The organism is Cohnella lubricantis (assembly GCF_014212015.1).
Classification (GTDB): Bacteria; Bacillota; Bacilli; order Paenibacillales; family Paenibacillaceae; genus Cohnella; species Cohnella lubricantis.
Genome location: NZ_JACJVN010000053.1, coordinates 54551 through 75550 on the forward strand (window position 1 = coordinate 54551; position 21000 = coordinate 75550).

The following is a 21000-nucleotide window of genomic DNA, read 5'->3' on the forward strand; positions in this document are numbered from 1 at the left end:
AGGGAGATAGCATGGACTCGATAGGCGAAGCGCTGCGGACTTGGCAGCAGGGAAGCCGGCTGCAGGAAGCGGAGAAGCTGGCGGAGCGGGTGCTGGGCGATCCGCTCGTGCGCAAGCTTCGCGAGCGTTATCCGGAGCTGACCGACCGGACGCTGCGGATCAACTTGAACAAGCTGTACCAGATGACGAACGAGTACCGCAACTGCAAGGAATGCCCGGGACTGGAGCGGTGCCCGAACGATATGCAAGGCCATTCGACCCGGATCGAATGCGAAGAGACGAACGGCGAATGGCAGCTGTTCGACCTGAAGACGCCTTGCAGCAAGTGGACGGCCTTCGAGCAGCAGGAGATGATCCGCCGCCGGATCACGAGTTACCACGCGGACGTCGACTTGCTCGGCGATCCTTACGACGAGGAGCAGATGCTCGATCTGGACCCGGAACGCGAACTGTCCGTGAACCGTGTCATGCAGTACGTCGAAGAGACGCGCAGCCAAGGGCTTAGCAAGAGAGGGCTCTATCTGATGGGCAGCTTCGGCACCGGGAAGACGTACATGGTCTCCTACCTGCTTCATAAGCTGGCCATCGAGGGCTTCTCCGGCGTTATCGTCTACATGCCGGAATTCGTGGAAGACGCCAAGGCGCTCATGATGGAGCCGCAGAAGCTGAAGGAGACGCTAACGCTCATGAAGGAATGCGATCTGCTCGTCTTCGACGACATCGGGGCGGAGAACTTGAGCCCATGGGTGCGCGATCATGTGCTTGGCGCGATTCTCAACTATCGGATGAATCGCAAACCGACTTTTTACACATCCAACCATGATCTGGATTCGCTGGAGAAGCACTTCAGCTTCACGCACAAGGAAGGCGAAGAGCTGCATAAGGGGCAGCGGCTGATGGATCGCATCCGGCCGTTCGTCGACGTCGTCCACGTGCAGGGCCATAATCAGCGGGGCAACGGATAATCGATCCGCCCCGAACGCAAACATCCCGCCTCTAGGCTTGCGCCAGGAAGCGGGATGTTTGGCAATTGCTTAAGTGCCGATCAGGCGATTGCGTATTTGATAATAACCGCGATCGTGAATACGATAAACATGAACGCGGCCATGCCGCCGAAGCCGACCATTAAGTCATTCAAGTCGTCGCGCGGTTCTTCGTTAATATGCTTCCGCGGATCTTCGTATACGTTCTCCATGTCGAACCTCCTGGGACGATCGTTATTACCTAGTATACCCAACTTCGCTTTTCGTTGTAAAGATAATCCTGCGATTTCCGAGATAGAGGAACATCTATTCGCGTTCCGGCTGTGATACAATGGAAGCATATGCGGCCCCGAGAGCCGCTCATTAAGGTAAAGGAGGCGGCCCCTATGGATGCGACACCGTCCGCTCACCATACTTCCATCCATGCGTCGGAGGCGTCGGAGAACATCCGGAACAAGCTCGCTCTGCTGCCGGACCGGCCGGGCTGCTACCTCATGAAGAACGGCGAAGGCACGATCATCTATGTCGGCAAGGCGAAGGTGCTTAAGAACCGCGTTCGCTCCTACTTCAACGGCAGCCACAATGGCAAGACTCAGCGTCTCGTCTCGGAGATCCGGGATTTCGAATATATCGTCACGGCCAGCAATATGGAGGCGCTCATTCTCGAGTGCAACCTGATCAAGCAGCACCATCCTCGATATAATGTGCTATTGAAGGACGACAAGTCATTCCCTTATCTGAAAATCACCAATGAAGAGCACCCGCGTCTGGAAGTGACGCGCCGGGTGCTGAAGGATAAGGCCAAATATTTCGGGCCTTATCCGAATGCGTTCGCCGCCCAGCAGACGAAGAAGCTGCTGGATCGGTTGTATCCGCTGCGCAAGTGCCGCACGCTGCCTGACAAGGTATGTCTCTATTACCACCTCGGGCAATGCCTGGCTCCCTGCGAGTTCCCGGTGCCGGCCGAAGAGAACGAGCGCATGGCCGGCGAGATCGCGCGGTTCCTGAACGGCGGCCACGGCGACATCAAGAGGGAGCTTCATCGCAAGATGGAGGAAGCGGCCGAGGAGCTGGCGTTCGAGCGCGCGCGCGAATATCGTGATCAGATCATGGCGATCGAGGCGCTCATGGAGAAGCAGTCGATCACGGTGGTGGACGCGATGGACCGAGACGTGTTCGGCTATGCCGTCGACAAGGGCTGGATGTGCGTCCAAATTCTCTACATGCGCCAGGGGAAAATGATTCAGCGGCACGTGTCGCAGTTCCCGTTCTACGGGGAGCCCTACGAGGACTTTCTGACCTTCGTGACGCAGTATTACAGCGACAACCCCGCGCTCCCGCGCGAGATTCTGCTGCCGGATGCGCCTTCGGATGAGATCGACAGCGGGGCTGCCGCGGCGTCCGCAGAGGCTGTGGAAGCGGCCGGCGCTGGGAGTGCCGACGCGTCAGTTGCTGGCGTTGAAGCTGGAGACGCGCCGCTGGCTGGCGCAGATGTGGCTGATGCGGCCGAAGAAGATGCCGACGTCTCGGCGGAGCCGGACGGCCAAGCGGCCGACTTCGGCGAATCGCTGCGCCGCTGGCTGCACATCAAGGTGGCCTTCCCGAAGCGCGGCGCGAAGCATAAGATGGTGTCCATGGCCTGCGAGAACTCGAAGCAAGCGCTCGAGGAGAAGTTCCGCTTGATCGAGCGGGATCAGGACCGCAGCGTGCGCGCTGCCGAAGGGCTGGCCGAGGCGATCGGCGTTCCGTCGGCACGCCGCATCGAAGCGTTCGATAACTCGAACACGCAGGGCGCGAACCCGGTATCCGCGATGGTCGTGTTCACGGACGGCAAGCCGGATCGCAAGGAGTACCGCAAATATAATGTCCGCACCGTTCAAGGGCCGGACGATTACGAGACGATGCGCGAGGTCATTCGCCGCCGCTACGAACGGGTGCTGAAGGAAGGCTTGGAGCTGCCGGACCTGATCGTCGTGGACGGCGGCAAAGGCCAGATCGCCGCGGCGGTCGACATTCTCGTGAACGAGCTTGGGCTCGATGTGCCGGTATGCGGACTGGCGAAGGACGAGAAGCACCGGACGGCGCAGCTCCTCGTTGGCGACCCGCCGGAAGAGGTTCCTCTGGCGCGGGACAGCCAAGAGTTCTATTTGCTGCAGCGTATCCAAGACGAGGTGCATCGCTTCGCGATTACGTTCCACCGCGAGAAGCGGGCGAAGTCGATGATCGCCTCGCGTCTGGATGCGATTCCCGGCATCGGGGAGAAGCGCCGCAAGCAGCTGCTGAAGCACTTCGGCTCGCTCAAGGCGATCAAGGAAGCGAAGGTCGAGGACTTCCGAGCCGTCTCCATCGGCGAAGCGCTAGCCAAGCGAATTCTCGACGCGTTAAACGACGAGGCCGATGGCGCCGAAGCGGCTGCGAAGCCGGCAGAGCTAGCGGAGACGCAGACGGACAGTTAATCACATACAGATGGGCAGCCCCAGTCATCTTCGGATGACGAATGGGGCTGCCCATCTTCATTAGCGCACGAGGTGCGGCGGTTCATCGATGCGGGTTAGCCTGCCGGGACGGGCGGGGCATTATTCCGCCAGAACAACCGGTGAAGCAGCCAGATCGCAGAGCCGACGATGGCGGGCATAGCCACGCTGAAGATGCCGCTGTACAGGTCGTATGGCAGCCCGTCGAACATTAGCTGAACGCCGACGAGCATCGCATCCAGCGTTATATGCGCGAAGATGGCGGCCATAAGGCCAAAGCGCAGCATGAACCAGCCGAACAGCAAGCCGAGCAGCGTTAATTCGATCAGACGGGTGTACACCGGATAGATCGGGTAACCAACATGCCCGAACGCCCAGATGACAGAAGGAGGCACCATCGCGGCTATAGTGAGCATGCCCGCGGCTCTGCGCGAAGGCTCGCGGCGCATCAGCCGGCCGGCCATTCCCGTCAGCCAGCGGCGGAACAGGCTGATGCCGAAGTAGCGGTACAGCAGCTCTTCCGATAACCCGGCGCAGCAAGCGATGAGCGGCATAAGCCAAGGATAGGTCATGTTATACGAGGATTGCGTAGTGTCGGAGGATACGAATGAACCGAGCAGCATCTCTAGCGCGAATAGAATGATCGATTGCGCGCCGAGCGCGATGAACGCCAGCGCATAGCCGTGACGCATGCTGCGCAGAACGCGGCGTCCATAGCCGGGCTCCTTCGCTTGCGGCCACAACGAATAGCCCATCGAGCGCCACAGGCCGTCTCCGCCTACGGCGGCGAAGTAAGTAAGAACCGCGGTGGCCGCCAAGACGACGGCGTTGACGACCAGCAGCGTCGTCACGCCCTGATCATTGACGGGCAGGCCGGATTCCGAGCTCGAACGGAAACCAGCCCTCATGTTCGTCGTGAACAGAACGTACAGAACGAAGTACAGCCCGGACAGCAGCCAGCCGCGCCTAAATGAAGTGAACTTAGCGTATGTAGTTGCGTAGACGATCGCCAGTGCGAACAGAACGATCTCCGGCAGGACGTAACCTATGGCCGTCATCGTGGATGCCAGATCCTGCTGTCGCTCCATATAATTCTTGAAATTTTGCGGCAGCACGATACGGTACATGAGTTCCTCATTCGGCTTGACTAGAAGCTGCACCTTCGCCTCGCCGATCGGAGGCTTGCGCGATTGGAAGACAAGGGCTCCTTCGATCGTCGTCTCTCCGGTCGGTTCCCACTCGTCCGGCTCATAGCCCCAGCGCGAGAGCGAAGCGATCGCCGCGCTCTCGGCGTTCGAACCGTCGCCGCCGACAGCCGCATTCTGACTGCCCCCGCGGCCGGAGCGGCTCCAGACGGCTCCGTTCTCGCCAAGCTTCCGCCAAGCGACAAGCCTGCCCGTCTGCATATGAACGGACAATTGCAGCCATTCGCCGCTTGCCAGCTGAATGTCGCTTCGGTACACATCGGTCGGGAAGCGTTCATCCATTCCGTGATCATAGGCGTTCATGAGCTTGCTGCGCGACAGATAACCAACGGCGTCGCTGTCGCTGAAGTGCGTTAAGTCGAGTCGCTGGATATCTTCTCGCGCAACGCCGAAGCTCGTCACCGCAAGCGACACCGCTCTCTCGCGAGCCGCCTGCCGATCCATGACGGCGGACGTCCCCGTCGAAGTTGCAGCCGTCTCCAACTGGGGAATGATCTGAAATGCAATAAATAATAGAACGCCTAAGCAGGATGCCGCTAGCCATCTCAATGAGAACAAGTAATCACTCCGTTCGTAGGGACAGGAATTCAAGTAAACGCATTCATGGCGAAGCCTTGTCACCGATGACACTCATTTTCGTCCCCATAACTGCTTAAATGGCCGCATAATTGAGAGAACGACGGATAAACCTCGTTATGATCCCTGTTTATGGCGATAATATCTGCGTAAAGCGGTACTAGTGTATAATTCGGCTAATTCCGGGCTTGTTTCGCTAACCTGTAGAGGTCTATAATGCGTTGTGAATGTTTGCAAGCCTTCCATTACATCATACTATCCAGCCGAATTTCTGCCAAGAAAACGGGGGAACCAACTGTCGTATGCTTGACCGCATGCGGCTTCGGGGTGAATTCCGGCGTCACCAGCGCCGGATAGGGCAGCCTGTTCAAGCCCGAACCCGTCAGCTAACCTCGTAGGCTGCTCAGAACAGGACTCGTGCGCGCGAAAGCACTGGAGTTCCAGTGCTTTTTGTTTTGCCCGCTTACAGGAATAACGGCACAACTCCGTGATGCCGGATGAGGTGAACGTATTGTACATCAAAGCCAAGAGTTGGCTTAACGCTTCTCCGCCTCGAACGCTAACCATTGGCTTCGCTCTTATTATCGCAGCCGGCGTCCTGCTGTTGAAGCTTCCGATCTCTGTCCGTGAAGGCCATGATCTCAGTTGGTTGGACGCCGTGTTCACTGCCGCATCGGCGACATGCGTGACGGGACTGGTTGTGGTTGACACAGGAACGTTCTTCTCTACGTTCGGCCACTGGGTCATCCTGGCGCTCATTCAGGTTGGCGGTCTCGGATTCATGACGATGAGCACTATGTTTGCCTTCTTCATGCGGCGAAGGCTGTCATTGAAGGAACGCCTCATTCTGCAGGAGGCGTTAAATCAAGACAGTCTGCAGGGAATCGTGAAGCTTGTTCGCAAAGTGATCTTCTACGCACTTACGATCGAGGCTGCAGGGTCCCTGCTTTATACGCTGCGGTTCCTGTTCGATATGAATGCGGGCAAGGCCATCTATTACGGCATCTTCCACGGCGTCTCGATCTTCAATAACGCGGGCTTCGATCTGTTCGGCGATTATCGCAGCCTATCCGATTATCTGTCCGATCCGTTCGTGAACCTTCTCTCGATCGTTCTTATCTTCTTGGGAAGTGTCGGCTTTATCGTGCTGGCGGACTTGGTCGAGTATCCGAAGAGAAGGCGGCTTATGCTTCATTCGAAAGTCGTACTGACCGTGACGGCGTTCCTCTTCATTGCAGGAGCCGTACTCATTCTGATTTGCGAATACACGAACGAGAATACGCTGGATCCGCTCAACTTCGGAGACAAGTTTCTCGCTTCTATGCTTCATTCGATCTCCCCGAGATCGGGGGGCGTCAGCACGGTCGACGTCTCATCTATGCGGCAGGCCACCCAATTTCTGATCGTAGGGCTGATGTTCGTTGGCGCATCGCCGGGGTCGACCGGCGGCGGGATCAAGACGACGACGTTCGCCGTCATGATCGTCGCTATGCTTGCCGTCATCCGGGGGAAGGAGGACATCGTCCTATTCCGAAGCCGTCTGGAGAAAGACAAAGTGTATAAGGCCATTACCGTCACGATCTATTCGCTCGCGCTGCTGATTGCCGCGACGATGATTTTGTCCGTAACGGAGAATCATACCTTCATGACCGTTCTGTTCGAAGCGACATCGGCGTTCGCGACGGCGGGACTCTCCATGGGACTGACCCCGGAATTGACGGATGCCGGCAAGGCGATCGTTATCGTCCTGATGTTCATTGGACGATTGGGTCCCTTAACATTGTTTTATGCAGCAGGGTCAAAGCCTGGGCGAACTTTATACCGTCATCCGGAGGGCAAAATCTTAATTGGGTAACGAGGGGTGGCCGATGTGTTCGGTAAAGCAGTGAAATGGCTCTACGCGTCTCCGCCTCGTCTTCTGATGATCGGTTTCGCGCTCATTATTTTTATCGGCTCCCAGCTGCTGGCTCTCCCGGCCGCTTCTTCGACCGGAACGCGAACCGCCTGGATCGACGCCTTGTTCACCGCTACGTCGGCGACTTGCGTAACGGGACTTGTGACGCTGGATACGGGGACGCACTATTCGACATTCGGGCAGATCGTTATTCTGCTGCTCATCCAGATCGGCGGGTTGGGCTTCATGACGATGGCGACGCTGTTCGCGTTCTTCCTCAAGCGTCGAATCTCGCTCAAGGAACGGCTGATTTTGCAGGAATCGTTGAACCAGAGCAGCATCGAAGGCATCGTCCGCCTCGTGCGCCGGGTCGTATTCTACGCTTTGTCCATCGAAGCGGCGGGGGCTATCCTATTCACTTGCCGGTTTCTGTACGATATGAGTCCCGGCCGAGCGGCTTACTTCGGTGTTTTCCACGCGATATCTTTCTTTAACAATGCCGGATTTGATCTGATGGGGAATTTCAGTGGCTTAACCGGTTATGTCGGTGATCCATTCGTGAATATCGTGACGATGCTGCTTATCATCCTGGGCGGTCTCGGATTCATTGTGTTATCGGACCTGACGGATCTTCGCCGCAGCAGGCGTCTCTCGCTTCATTCGAAGGTCGTGCTGGGAATGACGGGGATTCTGATCCTGTTCGGGGCGTTCGTGGTCTTCATTTTCGAGTATTCCAATGCATACACGATGGGCAATCTTGGATTAGGGGAGAAAATATTGGCGGCTTTCCTGCAATCCGTCTCTCCGCGTACAGCCGGCGTTAACACGCTTGATCTGGCGTCATTGCGGCAAGCCACCCAGTTCTTCCTCGTCGTGCTGATGTTTATCGGCGCTTCTCCCGGATCGACGGGAGGCGGGATCAAGACGACGACGTACGCAGCGCTGCTCGGTGCGGTGTACGCGATGATTCGCGGCAAGGAGGACGTCGTTCTGTTCCGATATCGGCTGTCCCAGGAACGGGTGTACAAGGCGCTGACCGTCACGCTGATGGCGCTCGCGCTCGTCATGATCGCCACGATGATCCTGTCGGCGACGGAGGATCACCAGTTTCTGGAGATTCTGTTCGAAGTCACGTCCGCGTTCGGTACCGTCGGCTTGTCGATGGGGTTGACGCTGCAGCTGACCCTTGCCGGCAAAATTATCATTATCCTTCTAATGTTCATCGGAAGGCTGGGACCGTTAACGATGGGATATGCTCTCGGTCCGAAGCCGGGACGGGTGCTATATCGACACGCCGAAGGCAAAATCATCATCGGGTAGGAGAAGAGAACAGCTATGAGAGCAAGTCAATTTGTCATCCTGGGGTTGGGACGGTTCGGATCGAGCGTCGGCCAGGAGCTTATGGAGATCGGATGCGAAGTGCTGGGCGTCGATCGGGATGAAGAGAAAGTCGATGAATTCGCAGGCTCGCTGACGCATACCGTTGTGGCGGATGCGACGGACGAAGAGGTGCTTCGCTCGGTCGGCGTCCGCAACTTCGATTGCGGCGTCGTGGCGATCGGCGATGATATTCAAGCGAGCATCCTCGCGGCGATTCTGCTGAAGGAATTAGGCGTTAAGCAAGTCGTGGCCAAGGCGGTAACCGAGCTGCACGGCCGGGTGCTGGAACGCATCGGCGTCGATCGAGTCGTCTACCCCGAGCGGGACATGGGCATTCGGGTGGCCCATCAGCTGACCTCTCCGAACCTGCTCGACTTCATCGAGCTGTCCAAAGAATATACGATTGCCGAATTGACCGTTCCAGGCTGTCTGTCGGGCAAATCGCTCGCCAATGTGAACCCGCGCGGCCGCTTCGGCTGCAGCGTTGTGGCGATCAACAAAGCGAGAGGCATCGTCATCGCACCGAATGCGGACGATGTATTGAACGAGAAGGACGTCATGGTCGTGATTGGGACGAACGAGCAGATCGAACAGTTCCAGCATTCCATACGAAGCTAACTTTACTTGCAGCTAGCGGAAGCAGGGGGATAAGGAGAATTGCAGGGAGCTACCGCACACACCGTTCATGAACTGCTAATGATGCTTCTTCTGGTTCTCGGAGCAGGAATGGTGTCCGGGAAGATCGCGGCATGGCTGCGGCTGCCGGACGTCGTCTTGTTCATCGCGGCCGGGATGCTGCTCGGAACCGGCATGCATTGGATCTCGGAGGATAGCGGATCGATCGCGAATCAGCTTATTCTAGCGGTCGGTTCGGCTCTTATTCTATTTGACGGAGGCAGAGGCATCCGCTTGCAAGGGTTGAAGCGGGTGGTGCTGACCGTCAGCTTGCTTAGCACCGTTGGCGTTCTAGTGACCGTAGCGGTTACAGGCGCTTTGGCCCATGAGGTGTTCGGATTAGATTGGACGACGTCGCTGCTGATCGGATCTGTCATCTCGTCGACCGATCCGGCGACGATTATTCCGGTGTTCCGTCAGGTTCGAGTGAAGGAGAGGCTAAGAGAGACAGTAGAGAGCGAATCGGCGTTCAATGATGCGACCGGTTCGATTCTGACGCTCGCTCTCCTTGCCGTCTTGACGGGAGGCAAGAAGCTGCACTTCGGCGCGCTGTCGCTGGACTTTGCAACGACGGCGGCCGGCGGCTTGGCGGTCGGGCTTGTCTTCGCGCTTGTCACTCTCTGGCTGACATCTCACGCGCGATGGGGCGTGTTGGGCGACTATTCGACCGTCGCGATGATTGCGGCGGCGCTTGGCGCCTACTTGTTAGGAGAGATGATCCACGTCAGCGGGCTGATGGCGACCTTCACCGCCGGGATCGTCTGGGGCAATTCCACTTCGTTCGGCCTGCCGATCGATGAGGAGAAGAGGCGGGAGATGAGCCATGTGGCGGACAACGCTACGGTCATTCTGCGAATGCTTATCTTCGTGCTGCTCGGAAGCCAAGTCAACTTCAGCCTGCTTGGCAGCTACTTCTGGCCGTCGGCCGCGGTAGTGCTGGCGCTCGTGTTCGCGGCGCGTCCGCTGTCCGTATTCGCGTCCGCATTGCCGGACAAGAAGGCGCGCTGGTCCGGAAGAGAGCTGCTCTTCATGTGCTGGGTGCGAGAGACGGGAGTGATTCCGGCGGCGTTGTCCGGCATGATCGCCGCGCAAGGCGTCGCAGGCGCGAATCAGCTGTCCTCCGTCGTCTTCATGGCCATCGTATTCACGATTGTCGTACAAGCGGGCACGACCGCCTGGTGGGTGCGCAGGCTCGGATTGGAGGAACGTTCCGAGAACGAAGGGGCGCGAAATTAACGTATTGCCTGAATGAGAAAGCATCCATCCGTTCACGCTAAAGGAAGTGTCTGTTCCTTAGAGAGCGGGGGGATGAATCATGGAACGAGCTTTGCCTTTATGGGGACGGTCTGTCATCACGTTGTGGTGCGCCGTCCTTTTGCTATCGGGAGGGACGTTAACGAGCGCGTCGAGCGAACCTGCGGCTGCTCGAATCGGTGAGCCGACGGCGTACGCGGGGAAATTGACAGGCGGCGAAGCCTCCCGTCCGCGCGGCCTTGACTGGTTCGAGATGCAGCGGCGGTACAAAGGAGCGTTCGTGCTGTCGGCTCCGCGCGGAACGCGCAAGGTCGCCTTGACATTCGACGACGTGCCCGATCCTCGTTATACGCCTCTGATCTTGAACATCCTCAAGCAAGAGAAGGTTCATGCCACCTTCTTCGTCGTCGGCGGCCGCGCGAGGAAGCATCCCGCGACCGTCAGAAGAATCCGCAGGGAAGGCCACGCCATCGGCAACCATTCGTACAATCATCCGGACTTCTCGGGGCTCTCTCTAAGTCAAATGCAGAATCAAATCCGCCGAACGGAGAAGGCGATCCAAGAGACAGCCGGCGTCGCGCCTCGTCTCATACGGCCGCCTTATGGCGAGATCAAGCCGTCTCAGCTCGATTGGGCGCGAAGGAACGGCTATACGGTGGTGAACTGGGACGTGGATTCCTCGGACTGGCGGCAACTGAGCTCGAGGAGAGTATTCGCGAATGTCACGAAGTCGGTTCGCCCGGGATCGATCATTCTGCTGCATGCCGGCGGCGGCGAAGGGCAGAACCTGTTCGGCACAGTGCGTTCGCTTCCGCTGCTGATCGCTTGGCTCCGCAGCCACGACTATGAACCCGTCACGCTTCCCGAACTCCTAAACATCCCGGAGACACGCTAAGAGCCGGCCTTGAAGTAAGTTGGCTTACTTCAAGGCCGGCCGGCTGAAGAGCGATTCTCGCGTGATGACGGAACGAGGTTCCGTTATTTCCGTGTTCTGAGGTGCAGCATTGAGTTACTTCAATACATAGAGCTTCACTTGCTGGAAGCCGAACTTCGCCACCGATTCGCGAGATCCGGGAACAAAGATATCGACACGGTTCCCCTTGATCGCGCTGCCGGCATCCGTAGCCGTCGCGATCATGCCGCCCGTCGGCAAGCCGGAGAAGCTGTAGCCGGTGATGTACACCTTCGTGCCGAACGGAATCACCTTCGGATCGACCGCGATCGTGCCGAGCTTCAGCGGATTGCCGAAGTAATCGACGGGCCCCCAGGCATTCTCTTCGTTCGAAGCCGAATAAGCCGAAGCTTTCATGTCGATAACCTTAGAGTAGGAGAGCAGCAGGCCGTCCGATGTCGTGACCGATTGGGCGGAGACGTTGACAGCTTTGACGGAAGCGGCTGCAGCCGCTGCCTTCTTCGCCAGCGCGGCTTGCTTGCCCGCCGCCGCGTTCTGGGCGTCCGTCGCCGGAATGGATAGTGTCAGGCCTTGATAGACGTTGAGAGGATCAACCTTCGGATTCAGCTTCATGATCTTCTCGAGAGACACGCCGAACTTCTTCGACAGCGACCAGAATGTGTCGCCATCCTTCGCTGTATAAGGCGTTGCAGCGAAGGCGCTCATAGAAGGAAGCAGAAGAGCTCCTCCCAGTGCGAGCGCGAGCGTTCTCGTTCCGAGCTTCTTGTTAAATGCCATATGTGTAAGTACCCTCCTGGTGATTGCCGGCGAGGTTAGCTGTCGGGTTCGGGCTGGGAGTACAACCCTGCGCTTGCTTCGAAGCGCTTCACCCCAAGCGCGGCTGACGGAATGAGATTCCGGCCTGTCCGCGCAGCGAATCAAGTCCCCCGCACCATACGGTTTTGGCAAATTTGCTAGGGCCGCCCATATCGGCAGGCGCCCGCGCTAGTAGTGAGGATACCATGGATGCCAAGCTGGATGTAACCGGTAAGTATAGCCATCCGGATACAGATATGGAGGGAGACCGACCCTTGCGGCAGGTCAGGACAGGTTTGGTTCCCGGCCGCCCGGCGAGAAGAAGGCAAGCGTCTCCTCAATTAAATAACGAGTAGAAGCCGGGAGCCATGCCGGATTGCCATGAATGAGCGACGTCGTCCGTTTGATCGACTCCAGCTCTTTAATCCGGACGACGTACAGCTCATTATCCTCCAGAAGCTGCGGGCGGAGATAGGACTTCGGCAGCAGCGTTCCGGCTCGGCATGCGGACAGCAGGCGGACGATCGCTTCGAAGGAATCGATCTCCATGCGCACGTCGGGCTTCAAATTATATTGGCGGAACAGCTCGTCCGTCATCGTCCGGTACCACGTCCCGGGAGCGAACAAGATCATAGGCAAGCCGTTCAGATCATTCATGACCAGCTGCGTTCTCTCTAATATATAGTGCGTGCGCGGAAGCACCAGCATGAGGGAATCGTCGAACAGCGGCACGCTGGTAATGGAAGGATCGTCTTCCACCGACGAAGCGACGATGCCGAAGTCGACCTTGCGTTCCTTCACCAGCGTGGCGATCTCATGGGACTTGCCTGTAACGGCTTTGATCTCGAGATTCGGGTGCTTCTCGGTCATCGCGGTGATGAGTCCCGGCAGCGTCGTCTGCAGCGTCGTTAAGCTCGCGCCGATCGTGGTCACGGCCGCTTCCTCGGATTTGAACGAATTCAGACGCTGCAGGTATTCCCCGTGGAATCTGCGGAGCTCAATCGAGAATTCGTACGTTAATTGGCCCGCCGCCGTCAGTTCGAGCCGCTTGCCGATGCGGCGGAACAGATCGATGCCAAGCTCCTGCTCCAGGCGCGCGATTCGTCTTGACAGCGCCGGCTGCGTCATGTTCAGCCGCTCGGCTGCCCGATTCAGGCTGGTGTGCTCGACAACCGTCGCGAACAGCCTAATATCCTCCAGCATGTTGGTCTAGCTCCTTTGCTTATGCCGAATTGTTATAAGTTTTAATGAATAATCAGCATTTCCATTATAAGCGATAATAGAGTATCTTAGAAAGCGTGACGAAATGGTGACGTTTGGCCGCGAATGCGAACTGCGAGCCGTTATGAAAGCGTCAACCGTACGGTAGTGAAAGGAGAACGCACATCGACATGAGTGGAAATTCGTTTTACACCCGCAAACTTCACTCGCTGCTCGGAGTCATTCCGCTCGGGCTGTTCCTAATCGAACATGCGCTGACGAATTACTCCGCATTTGAGGGAGGGCCGGAGAAATTCCAGAAGAGCGTGCATGGGCTTCATGATCTGCCGCTGATCTTCTTCCTGGAGCTGTTCTTCATCTGGCTGCCGATTCTGTTCCACGGTGTATATGGTTTGTATCTGGCGTTCACGTCCAACCTGAACACAGGCCGGTTCCAATACGGGCGCAACTGGGCGTTCGCGCTGCAACGGATTACCGGCGTGCTGACGTTTATCTTCATCATCTGGCACTTGTGGCAGATTCGGGTGCAGGTAGCGCTCGGCGAGCTCACCACGGAAGAGTTCGGGTCTAAAATGTACGACATTATGCACAATCCCGCGTATTTCGTACTGTATCTCATTGGCGTCCTGGCGGCGACCTTCCACTTCTCAAACGGCTTGTGGGCGTTCTTGGTCAGCTGGGGAATCACGATCGGGCCTCGTGCGCAGCGCATCTCCTCCCGGATTTGCATGGGCATCTTTGTCATTATGTCCGTTCTATTTATTCTGTCGATGTTTGCGTTCCGCGGCGACGAGTTCGCAACCGTATCTGCGGTGGCAGCGAGCACGCTGCAACTGGGTTAAGAGGAGGGACGACAATTGGCTAATCAGAAACTTATTATCGTCGGCGGCGGCCTGGCCGGTTTGATGGCGACCGTTAAAGCGGCGGAAGCCGGCGCGCGCGTCGACTTGTTCTCGGTCGTGCCGGTCAAGCGTTCTCACTCCGTATGCGCCCAAGGCGGCATTAACGGAGCGGTCAATACGAAGGGCGAAGGCGACTCCCCATGGGAGCACTTTGACGATACGGTATACGGCGGCGACTTCCTGGCGAATCAGCCTCCGGTTAAGGCGATGTGCGAAGCGGCGCCGGGCATCATCCACCTGATGGACCGGATGGGCGTCATGTTCAGCCGGACGCCGGAAGGCCTGCTTGACTTCCGCCGGTTCGGCGGCACGCAGTACCACCGCACCGCCTTCGCGGGCGCGACGACGGGACAGCAGCTGCTGTATGCGTTGGACGAGCAAGTCCGCCGCTGGGAAGCCGCTGGCCTGGTGCAGAAGTTCGAGCATTGGGAATTCACCTCGGCAGTCATCGACGACGAAGGGATCTGCCGCGGCATCGTGGCGCAGAACCTGCGCTCGATGGAAGTGAAGGCGTTCCGCTCCGATGCGGTCATCATGGCGTCCGGCGGACCGGGCATCATCTTCGGCAAGACGACGAACTCGGTCATCAACACCGGCACGGCGGCCAGCGCGATCTATCAGCAAGGCGTCTATTATGCGAACGGCGAGATGATCCAGATTCACCCGACGGCAATTCCGGGCGACGACAAGAACCGTCTCATGAGCGAATCGGCGCGCGGCGAAGGCGGACGGATTTGGACGTACAAGGACGGCAAGCCGTGGTACTTCCTCGAAGAGAAGTATCCGGCGTACGGCAACCTTGTGCCGCGCGACATCGCGACTCGCGAGATCTTCGACGTGTGCGTGAATCAGAAGCTTGGCATTGACGGCGAGAACAAGGTGTTCCTCGACCTCTCGCACAAGGATCCGAAGGAGCTTGACGTGAAGCTCGGCGGCATTATCGAGATCTACGAGAAGTTCATGGGAGACGATCCGCGGAAGATCCCGATGAAGATTTTCCCCGCGGTGCACTATTCGATGGGCGGCTTGTGGGTCGACTACAACCAGATGACGAATATCCCGGGCTTGTTCGCTTGCGGCGAGTGCGAATATCAGTATCACGGCGCGAACCGCCTCGGCGCGAACTCGCTCCTGTCGGCGATCTTCGGCGGCATGGTGACCGGTCCGAAGGCGATCGAATATATGAAGGGCCTCAAGAAGTCCGCGGAGGACGTCTCCGAGAGCGTCTTCTCCCAAGAGCAGAACAAGCAGAACAGCAAGTACGAGTCTATCCTGAAGATGGACGGCACAGAGAATGCTTATGTGCTGCACAAGGAGCTCGGCGAATGGATGACGAACAACATGACCGTCGTCCGGCACAACGACAAGCTCGAGCAGACGATCGGCAAGATCAAGGAGCTTAAGCAGCGTTATCAGAAGATCAACATTAACGATACGGCTCAGTGGAACAACGCGGGCGTCGCCTTCACCCGCCAGCTGTGGAACATGCTGGAGCTGGCAGAGGCGATGACGGTCGGCGCGCTGCTTCGCAACGAGAGCCGCGGCGCGCATTACAAGCCGGAATTCCCGGAGCGCAACGACGAAGAGTTCCTGAAGACGACGAAGGCCAAGTGGACCCCGGAAGGGCCGGAGATCTCGTACGAAGAAGTCGACACGTCGCTGATCAAGCCGCGGAAGCGCGACTACACGACAGCCAAACACTAAAGGAGGGATAAGCGATGGCTGAGACGGCTACCGCGAAGCGCACCGTTAAGTTTATCATCACGCGTCAGGACAATCCGGAAGCGGCTCCCTATACGGAAGAGTTCGAGGTTCCCTATCGTCCGAACATGAACGTGATCAGCGCCCTGATGGAGATTCAGCGCAATCCGGTCAAAGCGGACGGCACGAAGACGACGCCGGTCGTCTGGGAGTCGAACTGCCTGGAGGAAGTATGCGGCGCTTGCTCGATGGTCATCAACGGCAAGCCGCGGCAAGCGTGCTCCGCGCTGATCGACAAGCTCGAGCAGCCGGTACGCATCGCGCCGATGAAGACGTTCCCGGTCGTCCGCGACCTCGTCATCAACCGCGAGCGCATGTTCCAGGCGCTTAAGCGCGTCAAAGCGTGGATTCCGATCGACGGCACGTACGATCTCGGACCGGGTCCCCGCATGGCGGAGACGAAGCGGCAATGGGCCTACGAGCTGTCCAAGTGCATGACGTGCGGCGTCTGCCTGGAAGCCTGCCCGAACGTCAACGACCGGTCCAGCTTCATCGGTCCGGCGGCAATCTCGCAGGTGCGCCTGTTCAACGCTCACCCGACGGGCGAGATGAACGCGCACGAGCGTCTGGAAGCGCTCATGACGGACGGCGGCATCGAAGGCTGCGGTAACTCGCAGAACTGCGTGCGCTCCTGCCCGAAGGGCATTCCGTTGACGACCTCGATTGCGGCGATCAACAAAGACACGACCAAGCATATGTTCAAGAAATGGTTCACGATGTAATCGGGCCGGATCGAGCCCGTACCGGCAACAGAACCGGAATCCCGCAGCAGACGTGCGTCTGCGCGGGATTTTCTTTTTGACGATGCGTCTATGCGGGGATTGTCGAATTTTTGTATAATGAATATGGGATTGTTAAATTGGAGGGAAGCGATTTGGCGCAGTTATATTACAAATACGGAACGATGAACAGCGGCAAATCGTTCGAGATTATCAAGGTCGCCCACAATTACGAAGAGCAGGGCAAGCAGGTGCTCATCTTCACGCCGGCGGTCGATACGCGCGGCGGCACTGAGACGGTTGGCTCGCGAGTCGGCATGACGCGTCAAGCGATCCCTGTCGATGAGCGAACGGACATGTTCGAGCTCGTCCGGCAGCGGGGGCAGGAGGAGAGAGTCTACTGCGTCCTCGTAGATGAAGCGCAATTCCTGACGAAGGAGCACGTGCTTCAATTAACGCGGATTGTCGACGATCTCGGCATTCCGGTGATGGCGTTTGGCCTGAAGAACGACTTTCAGAACAACCTTTTCGAAGGCAGTTACAACCTGCTTGTCTATGCCGACAAGATCGAGGAAGTGAAGACGATCTGCTGGTATTGCGACCGCAAGGCGACGATGGTTATCCGTTACAAGGACGGCGTTCCGATAAGCGAAGGAGACCAAATTCAGATCGGCGGCAACGAAGATTATAAACCGGTCTGTCGAAAATGTTATCAAGCGGCGTTCAAACCGAGAACCTGACCTTGCGGGTCAGGTTTTTTTGTGCGGGGGCAGGCTATACTGAGCCCGAAGACCTTCGCTTGTCCAGGCAAATAAGACAAGTTAATCCATCTCATTTTGAGATGATACTCATAGGAATTGATTATTTTTAACATGGCAAAGGATATACTATAATTTCTAAATGATGAGTTCTTATCGCGTCTCTTCACGATCTTAACAATCCGTATACCAAGGGGTAGGATCATGCCGACAGAAGAACAGATGTGGGAATCGTTTTACGGCCACAACCTGGGTTATATCCAGGAGCAATACGAGATCTACCTGCAGAACCCGGAAGCGGTAGCGCAAGAATATCGCGACCTGTTCGCGACCCGTGGAGCGCCTCCGCTGGAGGAGACCCGCATGGCCGCAGGAGCCGCCGTTACGGCTGGACCATTGAATGCGCAGCAGCTGAAGCATGCGGTAGCTGCGGGCAAGCTGGTGTGGAACATCCGCGCTTATGGCCATCTGGCCGCGAATATCGATCCGCTCGACATCGGCCCTAAAGCGGACGCGCGAGTGCTCGAGCCGGAGACGTACGGCTTGAAGCCGGCCGATCTGGCGGCATTGCCGGCCGATCTCGTATGGGAAGGCGCTCCGGGCGGCGTGCGCGACGGCTGGGCTGCCATTCAGAAGCTTCGCGATACGTATACCGGAACGATCGCATTCGAGTTCGGTCATGTGCATGACGAAGACGAACGGAAATGGCTGAGCGATTATGCCGAGCAATTCATTCCGGCGCAGAAGCTTGGCGGCGACGAGCGCCGCAAGCTGGTGAAGCGCCTGCTGGAAGCCGAGCAATTCGAGGACTTCCTGCAGAAGACCTTCGTTGGAGCGAAGCGATTCTCGGTTGAGGGCAATGACGTGCTCGTCGCGCTTGTCGACGAGATCGTACACGAATTGTCCAATGCGGGCGTCGGGCACATCACGATGGGGATGGCGCACCGGGGCCGTCTTAACGTGCTCGCGCATGTGCTGGAGAAGCCTTATTCGAAGATTTTCTCCGAATTCCATCATTCGACGAACAAGAGCGTCACGCCGTCCGAAGGCTCGATCGGCATGAACTACGGCTGGTCCGGCGACGTCAAATATCACTTGGGCGCCAATCGCTCGATCAAGACGGGCGAGACCGTCGAGACCCGTCTCACGCTGGCGAACAACCCGAGCCATCTGGAATATGTCAACCCGGTCGTGCAAGGCTTCGCGCGCGCAGCGCAGGAAGACCGGAGCAAGCCGGGCTATCCGGTTCGCAATGAAGATGCTGCGGCATCGATCGTTATCCATGGCGACGCGGCCTTCCCGGGCGAAGGCATCGTCGCGGAGACGCTGAATATCGGCCAACTGCCGGGTTACCGGATCGGCGGCACGATTCATATTATCGCGAACAACAAGATCGGCTTCACGACGGAGAGCCATGACTCTCGTTCGACCCATTATTCGAGCGACCCGGCGAAAGGTTATGAGATTCCGATCGTGCACGTCAACGCGGACGACCCGGAAGCTTGCATCATGGCTGCCCGCATGGCGAGCGAATATCGCCGGCTGTTCAAGAAGGACTTCCTGATCGACCTGATAGGCTATCGCCGTTACGGCCACAACGAGACGGACGATCCCGAATCGACCCAGCCTCTCATCTACAAGAAGGTGAAGGCGCATCCGACGGTCAGCCGCATTTATGCCGATAAGCTCATCTCGCAGGGCGTGTTCGCCGAAGAAGAATATGCGCGGATCAAGAAGGCGGTCGTTGATCGGCTGAAGGCCGCGTATGAAGAGATGAAGCAGCGCGAAGGCCAAGAGGCGGTACATCAGACACCGCCTTCGTCCGGCGAAGCGAAGGCGGCCCCAACGGGCGTATCGCTGACCAAGCTGCGCGCGATCAACAAGGATCTGCTTCATTGGCCGGAAGGCTTCACGGTGTATCCGAAGCTGCAGAAGATCTTGGAGCGCCGCGCCGCTTCCTTGAACAAAGGCGAGAAGGTCGATTGGGGCCATGCCGAGACGCTGGCGTTCGCCACGATCCTGGCGGAAGGCACGCCGATCCGGATCACCGGGCAAGACGCGGAGCGCGCGACGTTCGCCTTCCGGAACCTGGTGCTGCACGATCCGGAGACCGGCGCGTTGTACTGCCCGCTGCACAAGCTGCCGCAGGCGAAGGCATCGTTCGCAATTCACAACAGCGCGCTGTCGGAGTCGGCGATTCTCGGCTTCGAGTACGGCTACAACGTGTTCGCGCCGAATACGATGGTCATCTGGGAAGCCCAATACGGCGACTTCGCCAACGTGGCGCAAGTGCTGATCGACCAGTTCGTCTCCTCCGGGCGTTCGAAGTGGTCGGAGCGGAGCGGTCTTGTCATGCTGCTGCCGCATGGCTATGAAGGCGCGGGACCGGAGCATTCCAGCGCTCGTCTGGAGCGTTACCTGCAGCTGTCCGCGGAAGAGAACTGGACGGTCGCTAACGTGACGAGCTCCGCGCAGTACTTCCACCTGCTTCGCCGCCAGGCGTCCATTCTCGGCACGGACGACGCACGTCCGCTCGTGCTCATGACGCCGAAGAGCTTGGTTCGCAATCCCCGAGCCGCATCCTCGCCGGAAGAGTTCGAGAAGGGCTCGTTCCGGACGATTATCGAGCAGACGGGATTGGGCGGCAAGCCGGAGCGCGTCGAACGCTTGGCGCTGTGCACCGGCAAAGTCGCGATCGATCTGGAAGACGCGATCGACAAAGAGAAGTCCGGCGACTTCGACTGGCTTCATGTCGTGCGCGTCGAACAGCTGTATCCGTTCCCGGCGCAGGAGATTGCAGCCGTTCTGGCTCGCTTCCCGAACCTGAAGGAGATCGTGTGGGTACAGGAAGAGCCGCGCAACATGGGATCTTGGAGCTTCATCGAGCCGCGCGTCCGCGAGATCGCGCCATCCGGCGTGTCCGTGCGTTACGTAGGACGTCCGGACCGTTCGAGTCCGGCGACCGGATTCGCGCAAGTTCATGCACTGGAGCAGCAATTCATCGTATCTCAAACGTTAAAGCCGAGTCCGACGTTGACTCATAACCTGGGGAGGTAGCAGCAGTGCAACAGATCACAGTACCGGCAATGGGCGAATCGATTACGGAAGGCACGATTGCTAGATGGGCCGTTAAAGTCGGAGACGCAGTGAAGCAGGGGGATCTGCTCCTCGAGCTGGAGACCGACAAAGTCAACCTGGAGATCAGCGCTGAATCTGACGGCGTGATCCAAGAGATCGTGCGCCAGGAAGGCGATACGGTTCAGATCGGCGAAGTGCTCGGCACGATCGGCGAAGGCGGCGGCGCAGCTCCTGCTCCGGCAGCGGCAGCGCCCGCACCGGCGGCAAGCGCTCCGGCTGCGGCACCTGCTGCGCCGGCAGCCCCGGCCGCAGCGCAGGCGCCGGCTGCTGCAGCGTCCGCTGGCAGCGTGCCGCTGGCAACGCCGGCAGCACGCAAGCTGGCGCGCGAGCAGGGCATCGACCTCAGCGCGAC

At 58.2% G+C, this 21000-nt stretch carries 17 protein-coding genes and 2 riboswitches; of the genes, 13 read left to right on the forward strand and 4 right to left on the reverse strand.

Annotated elements, in window-relative coordinates; translation table 11 throughout:
• Positions 1-11 precede the first annotated feature (11 nt).
• On the forward strand, positions 12-965 hold the full coding sequence (locus H4Q31_RS13470; protein WP_185179579.1) for an ATP-binding protein: 954 nt from the start codon (positions 12-14) through the stop codon (positions 963-965).
• 80 nt (positions 966-1045) lie between these two features.
• Here the strand turns inward: H4Q31_RS13470 and H4Q31_RS13475 are convergent, their stop codons facing one another.
• Positions 1046-1195 (reverse strand): YqzM family protein, encoded by a 150-nt coding sequence (locus H4Q31_RS13475; RefSeq protein WP_185179580.1) that lies wholly within the window; start codon positions 1193-1195, stop codon positions 1046-1048.
• A 174-nt stretch (positions 1196-1369) separates the two neighbouring features.
• Here H4Q31_RS13475 and uvrC point away from each other — a divergent pair, with 174 nt between their 5' ends.
• Complete coding sequence (gene uvrC / locus H4Q31_RS13480) at positions 1370-3439, forward strand: excinuclease ABC subunit UvrC (protein ID WP_185179581.1); 2070 nt, start codon at positions 1370-1372, stop codon at positions 3437-3439.
• Positions 3440-3534: 95 nt separating this feature from the next.
• On the opposite strand, the gene H4Q31_RS13485 is transcribed toward uvrC, so the two are convergent.
• Positions 3535-5220: a CPBP family intramembrane glutamic endopeptidase gene (locus H4Q31_RS13485; protein WP_185179582.1), complete on the reverse strand. Its 1686-nt coding sequence runs from the start codon at positions 5218-5220 to the stop codon at positions 3535-3537.
• Between the two features lie 269 nt (positions 5221-5489).
• Positions 5490-5654: riboswitch (cyclic di-AMP (ydaO/yuaA leader) on the forward strand.
• Positions 5655-5755: 101 nt separating this feature from the next.
• Here H4Q31_RS13485 and H4Q31_RS13490 point away from each other — a divergent pair.
• The 5 genes from H4Q31_RS13490 to H4Q31_RS13510 all read left to right on the forward strand — a co-directional run bounded on the left by H4Q31_RS13490 (position 5756) and on the right by H4Q31_RS13510 (position 11336).
• On the forward strand, positions 5756-7093 hold the full coding sequence (locus tag H4Q31_RS13490) for a TrkH family potassium uptake protein (RefSeq protein WP_376698245.1): 1338 nt from the start codon (positions 5756-5758) through the stop codon (positions 7091-7093).
• A 66-nt stretch (positions 7094-7159) separates the two neighbouring features.
• The gene (locus H4Q31_RS13495) at positions 7160-8452 is read left to right on the forward strand and encodes a TrkH family potassium uptake protein (protein ID WP_185179601.1); all 1293 of its coding nucleotides are present in this window, start codon (positions 7160-7162) and stop codon (positions 8450-8452) included.
• 15 nt (positions 8453-8467) lie between these two features.
• Complete coding sequence (locus tag H4Q31_RS13500) at positions 8468-9130, forward strand: potassium channel family protein (protein WP_185179583.1); 663 nt, start codon at positions 8468-8470, stop codon at positions 9128-9130.
• Between the two features lie 39 nt (positions 9131-9169).
• Complete coding sequence (locus tag H4Q31_RS13505) at positions 9170-10423, forward strand: cation:proton antiporter (protein ID WP_245347330.1); 1254 nt, start codon at positions 9170-9172, stop codon at positions 10421-10423.
• A gap of 79 nt (positions 10424-10502) precedes the next feature.
• On the forward strand, positions 10503-11336 hold the full coding sequence (locus H4Q31_RS13510) for a polysaccharide deacetylase family protein (protein ID WP_185179584.1): 834 nt from the start codon (positions 10503-10505) through the stop codon (positions 11334-11336).
• A gap of 114 nt (positions 11337-11450) precedes the next feature.
• Here H4Q31_RS13510 and H4Q31_RS13515 read toward each other — a convergent pair whose 3' ends face one another.
• Together H4Q31_RS13515 and H4Q31_RS13520 are read right to left on the reverse strand one after the other, a co-directional pair.
• Positions 11451-12131, reverse strand: a complete 681-nt coding sequence (locus H4Q31_RS13515; RefSeq protein ID WP_185179585.1) for a 3D domain-containing protein — start codon at positions 12129-12131, stop codon at positions 11451-11453.
• 9 nt (positions 12132-12140) lie between these two features.
• A riboswitch (cyclic di-AMP (ydaO/yuaA leader) is annotated at positions 12141-12311 on the reverse strand.
• A 123-nt stretch (positions 12312-12434) separates the two neighbouring features.
• Positions 12435-13352, reverse strand: coding sequence for a LysR family transcriptional regulator (locus tag H4Q31_RS13520; protein WP_185179586.1), 918 nt, complete (start codon positions 13350-13352; stop codon positions 12435-12437).
• A 188-nt stretch (positions 13353-13540) separates the two neighbouring features.
• Here H4Q31_RS13520 and H4Q31_RS13525 point away from each other — a divergent pair, with 188 nt between their 5' ends.
• The 6 genes from H4Q31_RS13525 to H4Q31_RS13550 all read left to right on the forward strand — a co-directional run.
• The gene (locus H4Q31_RS13525; protein WP_185179587.1) at positions 13541-14212 is read left to right on the forward strand and encodes a succinate dehydrogenase cytochrome b558 subunit; all 672 of its coding nucleotides are present in this window, start codon (positions 13541-13543) and stop codon (positions 14210-14212) included.
• A 15-nt stretch (positions 14213-14227) separates the two neighbouring features.
• Positions 14228-15976, forward strand: a complete 1749-nt coding sequence (sdhA, locus tag H4Q31_RS13530; RefSeq protein ID WP_185179588.1) for a succinate dehydrogenase flavoprotein subunit — start codon at positions 14228-14230, stop codon at positions 15974-15976.
• A gap of 14 nt (positions 15977-15990) precedes the next feature.
• Positions 15991-16755: a succinate dehydrogenase iron-sulfur subunit gene (sdhB, locus tag H4Q31_RS13535; protein WP_185179589.1), complete on the forward strand. Its 765-nt coding sequence runs from the start codon at positions 15991-15993 to the stop codon at positions 16753-16755.
• Between the two features lie 152 nt (positions 16756-16907).
• Complete coding sequence (locus H4Q31_RS13540; protein WP_185179590.1) at positions 16908-17492, forward strand: thymidine kinase; 585 nt, start codon at positions 16908-16910, stop codon at positions 17490-17492.
• A 222-nt stretch (positions 17493-17714) separates the two neighbouring features.
• Positions 17715-20567 (forward strand): 2-oxoglutarate dehydrogenase E1 component, encoded by a 2853-nt coding sequence (locus H4Q31_RS13545; RefSeq protein ID WP_185179591.1) that lies wholly within the window; start codon positions 17715-17717, stop codon positions 20565-20567.
• Between the two features lie 5 nt (positions 20568-20572).
• A partial coding sequence (locus tag H4Q31_RS13550; RefSeq protein ID WP_185179592.1) for a biotin/lipoyl-containing protein occupies positions 20573-21000 on the forward strand: 428 nt, incomplete at its 3' end.